The sequence below is a fragment of the Nonomuraea sp. NPDC003201 genome, assembly GCF_053590415.1.
This window is the reverse complement of sequence record NZ_JBSFTC010000332.1, coordinates 1-11366: the sequence shown is the minus strand read 5'-3', so window position 1 is coordinate 11366 and position 11366 is coordinate 1. Positions and strand designations below refer to the sequence as shown.

At 71.2% G+C, this 11366-nt stretch carries 7 protein-coding genes; 2 read left to right on the top strand and 5 right to left on the bottom strand.

All coding sequences use genetic code 11. The features are described from left to right. The first annotated feature begins 338 nt into the window (after window positions 1-338). Together ACWDX9_RS52470 and ACWDX9_RS52465 are read left to right on the top strand one after the other, a co-directional pair. Complete coding sequence (locus ACWDX9_RS52470) at window positions 339-1535, top strand: sensor histidine kinase (protein ID WP_449969417.1); 1197 nt, start codon at window positions 339-341, stop codon at window positions 1533-1535. Further along, window positions 1535-2185 (top strand): response regulator, encoded by a 651-nt coding sequence (locus ACWDX9_RS52465; RefSeq protein WP_449969414.1) that lies wholly within the window; start codon window positions 1535-1537, stop codon window positions 2183-2185. Before ACWDX9_RS52470 ends, ACWDX9_RS52465 begins: the two co-directional genes overlap by 1 nt. A 165-nt stretch (window positions 2186-2350) precedes the next feature. Here the strand turns inward: ACWDX9_RS52465 and ACWDX9_RS52460 are convergent, their stop codons facing one another. Genes ACWDX9_RS52460 through ACWDX9_RS52440 form a run of 5 tightly spaced genes read right to left on the bottom strand, consistent with a single transcriptional unit; the run spans window position 2351 to window position 11123 of the window. Beyond that, window positions 2351-6388 (bottom strand): glycoside hydrolase family 2 TIM barrel-domain containing protein, encoded by a 4038-nt coding sequence (locus tag ACWDX9_RS52460; protein WP_449969411.1) that lies wholly within the window; start codon window positions 6386-6388, stop codon window positions 2351-2353. 47 nt (window positions 6389-6435) lie between these two features. Beyond that, complete coding sequence (locus tag ACWDX9_RS52455; RefSeq protein ID WP_449969408.1) at window positions 6436-8250, bottom strand: glycoside hydrolase family 2 protein; 1815 nt, start codon at window positions 8248-8250, stop codon at window positions 6436-6438. A 22-nt stretch (window positions 8251-8272) separates the two neighbouring features. Further along, a complete protein-coding gene (locus tag ACWDX9_RS52450) occupies window positions 8273-9151 on the bottom strand; it encodes a carbohydrate ABC transporter permease (protein ID WP_449969406.1) in 879 nt (292 codons plus the stop codon). Further along, window positions 9148-10074 carry a carbohydrate ABC transporter permease gene (locus ACWDX9_RS52445; RefSeq protein WP_363971762.1) on the bottom strand — a complete coding sequence of 309 codons (927 nt, stop codon included), beginning with the start codon at window positions 10072-10074 and terminating at the stop codon, window positions 9148-9150. The genes ACWDX9_RS52450 and ACWDX9_RS52445 overlap by 4 nt, the downstream gene beginning before the upstream one ends. After that, the gene (locus ACWDX9_RS52440; protein ID WP_449969403.1) at window positions 10071-11123 is read right to left on the bottom strand and encodes a LacI family DNA-binding transcriptional regulator; all 1053 of its coding nucleotides are present in this window, start codon (window positions 11121-11123) and stop codon (window positions 10071-10073) included. The genes ACWDX9_RS52445 and ACWDX9_RS52440 overlap by 4 nt, the downstream gene beginning before the upstream one ends. Window positions 11124-11366: the final 243 nt, after the last annotated feature.

Sequence of the window (11366 nt, the reverse complement as noted above, 5' to 3'; positions counted from 1 at the left end):
ATGCGGGTCGCGGAGGTCAACGTGACGGTCGACGACGTCCGCCTCCCGGGCGAGCCCCGCCCGCCCCCCCGCGCCCCCCCCCCCCGCGACACACCCCCCCCCCCCCGCCGCGCCCCCCCCCCCCTCCCCGCCAGCGGCGGGGGGCCGGCCCTCCTGGCGCCACCCCGTCCACACCCCCCCGGCCGGCGCCCCCCCCCCGCGACCGCCCTCGCGGCGGTCGCTGCCTGCGCCTGCCCGTGACGGCACGCGTCTGTTGCGGCGGCCGCCGCGGCCGGGCATCGTAGGAGCGCCGTTCCCTTCCTGGAGGCGGACCATGACGCTGGTGCGGGGGTGAGGGTTTGTCCGGCAGGCCCGCGTCGTTCGCCCGTCGGCTTTCCGCTCTGGACCCGCGGTTGCTCGACCTCGCCCTGGCGGTCGCGCTGGGCGTCGGCACCTCCTTGTGGGAGGTGCTGGAGCTGGGCAAGGGGCGCCCGGCCGATGCGCAGTCGCTGGCGCTGACCGCGCTGGTGAACGCGCCCCTCGCGCTGCGCAGGCGGGCGCCGTTCACCGTCCTGGTCGTCTCGACGTCGGCTGCGCTGCTCTACCACCTGCTGGGCCACCACCCGGGGCTCAACAGCATCGGCCCGCTGCTGGCGCTGTACTCGGTGGCGGCGCACGGTTCCTGGCAGGCCGGCGCGGGCGGGGCGGTGCTGGTGGTGGCCGAGTGGACGCATGCCTCGGTCAACCAGCCCGGCGTGGCGCTGTGGTCGGCGCTGGGCCAGTCGCTCATCGTGGGCGGCTGGGCCTTCACCACGGGGACGATCGTGCGCCTACTGGGCGCGCGCGGCAAGCAACTGGCCGCGCTGGCCGAGCAGTTGGCCGCGGAACGGGACGCGGCCGCCCGCCGGGCGGTGACGCGCGAGCGGGTGCGCATCGCCCGGGAGCTGCACGACGTCGTCGCACACCACATGTCGGTCATATCCGTACAGTCCGGGTTAGGCCGTTACGTGGCGCTGTCCGACCCCGCCACCGCGCACGCCACGCTGGGCGTCATCGCCGACACCAGCCACGAGGCGCTCACCGAGATGCGGCGCCTGCTGTCGATCCTGCGCGTCGAGGCCCACGAGCAGGACGAAGGGCGCTACTCCACGATGTCCCGCCTGAGCGACCTGGAGACCCTCGTGGAGCGCATGCGCGCGGCCGGGCTGAACGTCCGGTTGACCGTCGAGGGCCCGGCCAGGACACTGCCGCCGGGCCTCGACCTGTGCGCCTACCGCATCGTCCAGGAGTCGCTGACCAACGTGCTCAAGCACGCCGGGGCCGGCCGGGCGGACATCAACCTGACCTACGCCCCCGACAAGCTGACCCTCCGCGTCACCGACGACGGCGCGGGCCCCGCCCCGGGACCAGGCCGTGGCGGGCACGGGTTGATCGGCATGACCGAACGTGTCAGGCTCTACCAGGGAACGATCACCACAGGCGGTCGCCCGCAGGGCGGCTTCGAGGTTCTGGCGACCTTCCCGCTCTCCCCCTCCGAAGTGGACGAACGGATCTGATGACCAAGGTCCTGGTGGTGGACGATCAGGTGCTCATCCGGGCCGGCCTGGCGGCGCTGCTGCGGGCCGCCGGGCTGGAGGTGGTGGGCGAGGCTGTGGACGGCGAGGAGGCCGTGCGCCTGGCCGCCGAGCTCCGGCCCGAGGTGATCCTCATGGACATCAGCATGCCGCGACTGGACGGCATCACCGCCATGGAGCGCATCCTGGCCTCCGCCGCCGGCCTCCCGCCCAAGGTCCTCATCCTGACCACCTTCGACCTGGACGAGTACGTCTACAACGCCTTACGCCTGGGGGCCAGCGGCTTCCTGCTCAAGGACACCTCCCCCGAGCGCATCATCTCGGCCATCGGCGCCGTCGCCGCGGGTGACGTGCTGCTGGCGCCGGGCATCACCAAGCGCCTGATCGAGGCGTTCATCGTCCCGCCCACGCCCCCGCCCTCCCTCGACGGCCTGACCGCCCGCGAGACGGAGGTGCTGTGCCTGGTGGGGCAGGCGCTGTCGAACAAGGAGATCGCCGACCGGCTGTCGGTGAGCGAGGGCACCATCAAGACCCATCTCAACCGGCTGATGAGCAAGCTGGGCCTGAACAGCCGCGCGCAGGCGGTGGTGCTGTCCTACGACTGCGGCCTGGTCAAGCCCGCCGCCCACTGACCGGCGCCTCAGCAGGCGGTACGGCCTCTCCCGTACGGGCGACTGCCTGAGTCACCCCGATGGCGCGCCTGGACCTGCCCGGCTGTCCCGGTGTCGTGGAGCTGCCGGCCAGTATGGGTTCGGCCGAGGATCCCACCGAGTTGTCCGGGCCGGTGACGATCGGGATCACCGGTCCCCTCCTCCGCCGGAGGCGCTGCGGCCTTCGAGGCGGCCGATCGCCTGGGTTCCGGCGTTGCCGCGCAGGCCCGCGGCGTAGTGCCAGCCGTTCAGCGCGCCGGGCTGGGTGAAGTCGACGCGGCCCTGGGTCGTGCTCGTCATGATCTGGGACCAGCCCCAGCCGCGCCCGCGGTCGACCCACGTGCTGATCGCGTTGCCGTCGAGGACGAACGCCCAGCGATCGGCGGGCTCCAAGGGCCCCGTGGCGCAGCAGGCGCTGGTGAGTTTGCCGTCGATCCTGATGTCGATGCCGTGCTGGCCCTTGATCCCGGTCCAGGCCATGACGTAATTGCGCTCGTCCTTGACCAGCCCGTTGAACAGGGCGTCCTGCCCCTTCCCCGTGCCGGCCCATTTGCCGTGGTCGACGATCACCACGGCCCGGGAGCTCTTCGGCCCGGAGCCATGGGCGACCAGCCCGTAGTAGGCGCCCGGCCCCTGCGCCCGCAGGGTGCCCGCGCCGAAGGTCAGCTGCGGCAACGCCTCGCTCGCCGACGGCTTGTGGAGCGTGTAGCCGGCGCTGGAGTCGATGTCGAAGGTGTCGTCCACGCCGACCTCGGGGTATGCCTCGGGGGCGAAATCGACCGTCGATCTGCTGATCGTCTGGATCGCGTGCTCGCCCCAGCTCGCGGTGGCGGTGAAGTCCGCGGTCTGTCCGGTCAGCACGGCCGATTCGGACCGTACGGCGAACGCGACATGACGGGCTTCGCCGGGCTTCAATGAGCTGATCACATCAGACTCGGCGGCGGTCGCGGTCCAGCCCTTCGGGGCCGACAGCCGCACTCGGACGTTCCTCGCCGGCTTGGCGGTGTCGTTGACCACCGAGACGATCGCCGTCCCGGCGCCGGAGCCGGGAGAGATCGCGGCCGGAGCCTGGTACACCGAGAGCCGGGAGTCGACGGCCCGGAATCGTGGACGCTCGTCGGGCACGGAGACACGACCGCTGACCAGCGTGGGCGGTGTGCCGTGGCGGCCCGAGCGGGCGCCGAAGATCGACAGCCCGCCGCCGTCGGAGGCGAAGCGCAGGGTGACGGTGTCGGCGTCGCCGAGTTGCCGCGTGGTGATCGGGATCGCGACGCGGTAGCCGTAGCGGTTGCCGAAGTCCCCCGTGATCGAGCCGCGTGATCGGCCGGCCAGCGCCGTCGGACCGTGGGGATCGTCGGGCAACTCGATCACCGGCAGCGAACCGCCGTTGACGGACACGGTGAGGCGGGTGGGGTAGCGGCGCGCGCTGGTCACGTTGTTGGGGTCGTACCAGCCGCGTGCCTGGGCGGCCGCGATCTCCGCCACCAGGGTCGCCCCGCGCGCCCGGCCCGTGCGTACCTCCTCCGGCACCTTGACCTTGTACTCGAAGTAGCCACGGCCGTAACCGGTGACCCAGTCCGACCCGCCGGTGGTCCTGGCCTGGGCTCCGCCGGTCCACTCCTGTGCGGTCACCTCGCCTGCCGGGAAGCCGGTTTCGCCGTCAGGACCGGGGGTGTCGAAGGTGAGGTAGTTCTCGGCGACGGTCCTGCCGCCGGCCTCGAGCCAGATCCACAGGTGCCCGGCCCGCAGCTCGCCGGGTGCGGTGACTGACACGGTGCCGGCGTCGGAGACGCCGTACCGCGACGGGGCGACCGGCCGAGACCCGCCGCCGGCGTCGGAGACCCAGAGGCCCTCGTCGTCGTATCCGCCGATCTTCCACCGGAGCTCGGCCCGGGAGAGATCGTCATCGGAGAAGTGGCTGATCCTGACCGGGACGTCGATCGCGCCTCCACGCTCGACGGTGCGTGTCGATGGGCCCATCAGGGAGATAGCGTCGTCGCCCTGGAACATCTCGATGCCACGGGACAGGCCATTATGGTCCGTGAACTCCGGCTGGTTCGGCTGCCGGTCGAAGGTGACCGGGCTGTGGACCTCCTGCTCGGTTTCGGCCAGTTGGACGCCGACGTAGCCGTTCAGCCTGGGATAGGCGCGGAAGAGGCCCGCCGTGTGCGGGAACTGTCCGGACCTGATGGCGAACTCGGAGTTCAGCCAGGGCTGTCCGCTCTGGGCGCCGTCGTTGAAGTTCCAGGTGGAGCCCGGCTTGACCTGAGCGTCGAACCCGTCCAGGAGTCTCTTCCACTCGTCGTAGGTGGACAGGTAGTAGTGGAAGTCGTTGAGATCGGTGTCGAGGTGGCCGTTCTGGCAGCAGGCGGAGTTGTCGACGACCAGCCGGGTCGGGTCGAGGGTGTGCGCAAGCTGCACCATCCTGCGCACGTACGGGAATGCCGCCGCCGGGATCGGCTGCTGCCACGGTTCGTCGTTGATGCCCCAGGATTCGTTGAAGATCGTCCAGATCACGATCGACGGGTGATTGTGATCACGCTGGAACGTGTCGCGCAGCAACCCCTCGAAGAGCCGCTCCGCCTCCTCCCCCAGGGAGTGCCAGCCCGCGTTGGGGAGGTCGTACCAGATCATCAGCCCGAGCTTGTCCGCCCAGTGGTAGTAGGCCGGTTCGTTGACCTTGAGGTGGTTCCGGATCACGTTGAACCCGAGCCTCTTGGCGTTCTTCAGGTCGAGCAGGACCGACCCGCGGCCCGGCTCGGCCTCCGTCCCGGTGCGCAGATCGGGGCCGGCGGTGACCCCGGTGTAGGTGTACAGGCCCCACGGGTTGTAGCCCTGGTCGAGGACGCCGCGCAGGTAGACCGGCCGGTTGTTGAGATGGATGTACTGGTATTCGCCGGTGTGGCCGGGCGCCCATTGACGGTCGATCGTGCGCATCCCGAAGGTGGTCCGGATGCCGTCGTCGTCGCCCAGCCGGATGTCGGCGGTGTACAGGGCCGGATCGTCCGGCTCCCACAGGCGCGGGCGCTCGATCGGGATCCGCGCCGTGCCCTTGCCGTCACTCAGGGGTACGGTGACGGCGCCGGCGACCTTTCCGCCGGGGTCCTTGATCTTCACCGTGGCGGTTCGCGCGCCGACGGCGGTGACGTCGATCTTCGCGGCCGCCGCGGACGGGGTGCGCGCGTCCCCCTCGAAGGTCAGCTCCGGGGTCACCCGCGTCTGGACGAGCCGGGCGTCGGTGTACGGCTCGATCCACACCGACTGCCAGATGCCGCCGACGTCGGTGAACCAGCCGGTGTTCTCCCCGTCGGGCACGCCCGTCTGCTTGCCCATGGGGTAGGGCGATTCGGGCGTCGTCGGTGGCGCGACCACCCGGATCGTCACCGTGTGGGTCGAGCCCGGAGCAAGTGCGCCCAGCCCGGCGCTGATCTCGGTGTAGCCGTTCCCGGAGTAGGGCAGCACCGGCCGGCCGTCGAGCCAGACCGCCGCGCCCCAGTCGGCGGCCCCGATGCGCAGCCGCACCTGCCCGGAGAAACCCTTGGGCACGGTGAACGAGCGCCGGTACCAGACCGTCCCGCGGTAGCCGGAGAAGGCGCTGCGGAAGATCTCCTTGGTCGCCAGTTCCTCCTCGCCCCAGGCGGCAAGCGACTGGTAGCCGAACGGCACCCGGATCGCCTTGCCCAGCGGGTGACCCGGGTCGAACCACCGCTCACGCTCTCCCACGTCGCCGGGGTCGAAGTCGAACGACCAGGTGCCGTTGAGCGACAGCCACGCGTCGCCGGTGAACGGGCGCCGATCGGCGTCCGGGCGCGGGTACTCCGTCCTGGCCGGCTCGTCAGGCTTCAGCTTGAGGGTGAGCGAACTTCCCACGGTCGCCGATGCGAAGGCGTATCCCTCCTTGGCCGCGACCACGAGGGCGCTGCTGTCGGGCACGCCGGCCAGCGTGAAGGTGCCGTCCATCGCGGTCGTCGCGTAGACCCCGGACCTCGAGGCGTGCACGCCGGCCCCTGCGATCGGCATGCCGTCACGGGCGTCCACCACCCGGCCTCGTACCTCGATCGTCCCGCCCTGCGCGGGGCCCGCCGCCGCAAGCGCGGGCTCGGCGGAAGCGACAGCGGGGGCGACGGCGGGGGCGACGGCGGAGGCGGCGGTGGGGGTGAGGGCGGCCGGGGACAGCAGCGTCAAGGCGGTGACCAGCCCGATAGCGAACGCCCGCCGATTCCTCGCGCCGGCTAACATCCCTCGGCCTCAGATCGCGCCTGCTCGATGGCGGCCGGACGCAGCTGTGCCGCGCGGAGCCGGGAGACGTCCAGCTTGCTGGAGCGGTCGAAGCGATAGATCCCGTTCTGTTCCTGGAAGACGTCGGTGAGCTGGGTGTAGCAGTAGCCGAACATCCGGGGGTCGTTCAGCAGGACCCCGACCAGGCCGGCGAACCGCTGCTGGAGCTCCTCCTCGCTGACGGGACGCTCGCCGTATCCCCAGGAGCTCTCATCGGGGCGCACGTCCGGATTCCACCAGATGCCGCCGAACTCGCTGCAGAAGTACGGCTGCCCCTGGTACGGCACCGACCACGGCGTGCCGTCGGGATCGGCGTTGACGTACGGCGTCCCGTCGGCCAGGCCCGCCATCAGCTTTCCGAACACCTCGGGATCCTGCTCGTAGCAGTGCGAGTCGTAGACGTCGGCGCCGGGGACCCGGTGCGCGTAGCCGGACGCGTCGATCACCGGGCGGGTGGGGTCGGCCGCCTTCGTGGCCAGGTACATGCCCCGGGTGACGTCGTCGAGCACGGTGATCCGGTCGTGCAGCCGCTGCCAGGTCTCGTTGAGCGGGCACCAGCCGACGATGCTCGGGTGGGAGTAGTCGCGCTCGACCGCCTCCAGCCACTGGGTCACGAACGACGCGGTCGGCCGCTGGTTGTCGCCGGGCGGCCCGCTGAGGTTGGCCCCCCAGTCCCCGAACTCGCCCCAGACCAGGAAACCCGCCCGGTCGGCGTGGTACAGATACCGCTCCTCGAACACCTTCTGGTGCAGCCGTGCGCCGTTGAACCCCGCGGCCACGGCCAGCTCGATGTCGCGGCGCAGGGCCTCGTCCGTGGGCGCGGTCATCAGGCCGTCGGGGTAGTAGCCCTGGTCGAGCACGAGCCGCTGGTAGCGCACCTCGCCGTTGAGCAGGACGGCGTGCCCGTCGATGGCGACCGAGCGGAGCCCGGCGTAGCTGGTGGCGGTGTCGACCACGGCGCCGTCGCCGTCGAGCAGGTCGATGCGCAGGTCGTACAGGTGCGGGTCCTCGGGGGACCACAGCCGTACCCGGTCCTCCGGCAGCGGCAGCCAGACTTCGGCGGCCAGGTCGAGGTCGGCGCGCGCCCTCGCCTGCGCGAGGTCGCCGGCCTGGTCCGACACCGTCACCCTGACGGCGTGCCCGGGGCGGTTGCCCGACACCGGCACGGTGACGCGGAACGCGGAGGCCGCGACGTTCGGCGTGATCCGCGGCCGGCCGAGGTGCGTGCCGGGCACGGGCTCGCACCACACCGTCTGCCAGATGCCGGTGGTGCGCCCGTAGTGCGCGCCGCGCCCCTCGTAGTCGGTGCTCTGCTTGCCGCGCGCCTGCGGGCCGGAGCGGGCGTCGCGGGCGCGCACGACCACGGTGTACGTGTGCGCCGGATCGGCCGCCGCGGTCAGATCGCAGGTGAACGGGGTGAACCCGCCCCGGTGCCGGCAGGCTTCGACGCCGTCCACCCACACCGTGGTGTCGTGGTCCACCGCCTGGAAGTGCAGCAGCACCCGCTGCCCGGCCCAGTCCTGCGGCACCCGGACGGTGCGGCGGTACCAGACGGCCGGGTGGAAGTCCGGATCGCCGATGCCGGACAGCGACGCCTCCGGGCAGAACGGCACGACGATCTCGCCGGTCAGCTCCCGGTCGAGCAGGCCCCGCTCCAGCCCGGAGTCGCCGGGATCCCTCTCGAACTGCCAGGTTCCGTTGAGGCACCGCCATGCGGGGCGGACGAACTGCGGACGCGGGTACTCGGGACGGGGAATGACGGTGTTCACAAGACTCGCTTTCTCCGGGGATTCAGGACTTGACGGCACCGGCGATGCCCTCGACGAAGTACCGCTGCAGGACGACGAACAGCGCGACGACGGGCAGCAGCGAGATCGTCGCCGCGGCGGCCATGCCGGACCAGTCGGTGGTGTTCTCGCCGACGAACGCCAGCATGCCGACGCTGACGGTGCGCAGGTCGGGCCGGGAGAACGTGAAGACCAGCGGCAGGAAGAACGCGTTCCAGGTGTTCAGGAAGGTGAGCACGGTGACCGTGGCCGTCACCGGCTTGGCCAGCGGCAGCATGATGCGGAAGAAGACGGTCAGGAACCCGGCGCCGTCGATGAGCGCGCTTTCGGACAGTTCCTTGGGGATGCCGCGGAAGTATCCGGCGTAGAGCAGGATCGCCGACACGTTCGCGGCACCCGACATCGCCACGATCATGCCCGTCAGCGAGTTCAGCAGGCCGAGCTGCTGGGAGAGGTCGACCAGCGGGATGATGGTGTATCCGGCCGGGACGAACAGCGTGGCGACCAGGACGCCCATGACGATCCGGCGCCCGCGGAAGTCGTGGCGGGCCAGGACGTAGCCGGCCATGGCGCACCGGACGAGCACCACCACGACCGTGCTCACCGTGACGATCACGGTGTTGAGCAGGTACTTCCCGAACTGCGCGCTGCTCCACGCGCGCTCGTAGTTCTCCCATGCCGGGTCGTCGGGCACGAGGCCGAGCCCTTGGGTGAACACCTCCGCCGACGTTTTCAGCGACGCCGAGACCATCCACAGGAACGGGTAGATCCACAGCAGGCAGCCGATGGCGAGCGCGGCGGCGGCCAGCCACCAGGGCAGCCGGCGCAGCGTCGCGCTCCAGGTCCGGCGCGGGCGGGGGCGGGTCTGCGCGACCGTGCTCATGCCGCCCTCCTGGTCCGCCGGGCGGCGCGAACCGCGAGCAGTTGCAGGATGCCGACGAGGCAGACGAACAGGCCGAACAGGACGGCGGCCGCGGAGGCGTACCCGAGCCTGGGGATGGTGGCGGCGAAGGCCCACCGGTAGATGTAGACCTCGATCACCTCGGTCGAGTAGAACGGGCCGCCGCCGGTCATGGTCAGGACGAGGTCGAAGACCTGCAACGACGCCTCGATCGACAGCAGCGTGATGATGACCAGGAAGGGCTTGAGCAGGGGCAGGGTGATGTGCCGCAGGATCGCGGGCGCGCCGGCGCCGTCGAGGCGTGCCGCCTCGTACACCTCGTTCGGCACCGTCTGCAACGCGGCCAGCCAGTAGACCAGGGTGATCCCGAACCACTTCCACACGTACACGGCGATCGTCGTGCCCAGCGCCGTCGACGACTGGCCGAGGAAGTCGATGCCGTCCGTCACCAGGCCGGCCTCGCGTAACGCGAGGTTCACCGGGCCACTGGCCGGGTCGAAGACGAACTGCATGACGACGCCGACGATCGCCGTGGTGGTGACCACCGGCAGGAACAGCGCGGTACGGAACAGCTTGCGCAGCGGCATGCGGGGCGAGTTGAGCAGGATCGCGACCAGCAGGGTGACCAGCACCTGGAGCGGCACCGCGCAGACCATGAACGTCAGCGTCAGCCGGAACGAGCTCCAGAACATCGGGTCGGCGAGGACCTCGCGGTAGTTGGCCACGCCGATGAACGTCCGGCCCGTGTCGAACCCGTTCCAGTCGGTGAGCGAGTACGCGTAGCTCCCGATGATCGGGTAGACGGTGAACGCGCCGTACAGCAGCACGGTCGGGGCCAGGAACAGCCAGACGTACGCGGTGCCGCGCGGTCGCGTTCCCGGCGCGGCAGGGAGTGCGACCGTCATCCGCTCGTCTCCGGAGCGCGCTGCCCGGTGCCGCCCGTGGTGCTCTGGTCGACCACCAGCCGCCAGGGCGCCTCCAGATGGACGGGCGGGCCCTGGTCTCCCTCGACGCGCTCCAGGAGGCGGGTCACGGCGAGCTCGGCGATCCGCTCCTTGTCGGGCGCGATGGTGGTGAGCGCCGGATTGGCGAACCGGCCCTCCTCGATGCCGTCGAACCCGACGACGGCGACGTCCTCGGGCACCCGCAGCCCCCGGGACACCACCGCCCGCACCGCTCCGATGGCGAGCAGGTCGTTGTAGCAGAACACCGCGTCCGGCGGCTCCGCCAGATCGAGCAGCTGGTCCATCGCGCGCCGGCCGTCTTCGCGCTGGTAGCGCCGCACCCGTACGGTGAGCGCGGGCCGGAGGGGGAGCCCCGCCTTGGCCAGCGCCTGCTCGTACCCGTCGGACCGGTGCGCCGAGGTCTGCCTCCGCGCCGCGGCGGTCTCCGAGCGCGGCAGGTGGGGCACGCCGATGGCGGCGATCCGGGTGCGGCCCAGCGAGATCAGGTGCGCCGTGGCACTGCGGGCCGCGGCGGTGTCGTCGATGGCCACGTGGTCCATGCCCTCCACCCGCATCTCGCCCAGCATCACCGTCGGGCAGTTGCCGGCCCAGCTACGCAGCTCGTCCTCGGTCAGGCCGAGCGGGCTGAAGATGAACCCGTCGAAGAGGGCCGACCGGTCCCGCCGCATGACGATCTGCCGCTCCCGCTCGGCCACCCCCTCGGTGCGGTCGATGAGCACCGTGTACCCGCGCTCCTCGGCCCGATCCACCACGTGGGCGGCCAGTTCGGTGAAGTACGGCACGTCCAGCGGCAGCACGAGGGCCAGCAGGTTCGACCGCCCCCGGTTCAGGCTGCGCGCCGCGACATTGGGCCGGTAGTCGAGTTCGTCCAGGGCGCGCTGGACCTGCGCGCGGGTCTCCTCCGACACGTAGGCGAAGTTGTTCACGACGTTGGAGACGGTCCGCACGGAGACTCCGGCCAGCCGCGCAACGTCACGTTGTGTCACCACGGTCGTTCACATCCTCCAGGGGAAGCCGATGACATTGAGTTCATACAAGAGTCTTGCCGCGCGGCATGCCGCGTGGCAAGAATGAATTTGCCGCGCGGCAACATTTTTTTACGCGACGTTCACAGCCGCCGGTGGAAGGCAGGACCGATGACCGCGATGACTCGGCGGGGATTCCTCTCCGCAGCAGGCACCCTGGCCGCCGTGGCGGCGACCGGCGCGTGCGGTGGCGGCGGAGGCGGTGGC

What these genes read in the sequence shown, in the direction of transcription:
- ACWDX9_RS52465 (WP_449969414.1), top strand. Translation starts at nt 1,535, where the DNA reads ATGACCAAGGTCCTGGTGGTGGACGATCAGGTGCTCATCCGGGCCGGC.
- ACWDX9_RS52450 (WP_449969406.1), bottom strand. Translation starts at nt 9,151, where the DNA reads ATGAGCACGGTCGCGCAGACCCGCCCCCGCCCGCGCCGGACCTGGAGC.
- ACWDX9_RS52445 (WP_363971762.1), bottom strand. Translation starts at nt 10,074, where the DNA reads ATGACGGTCGCACTCCCTGCCGCGCCGGGAACGCGACCGCGCGGCACC.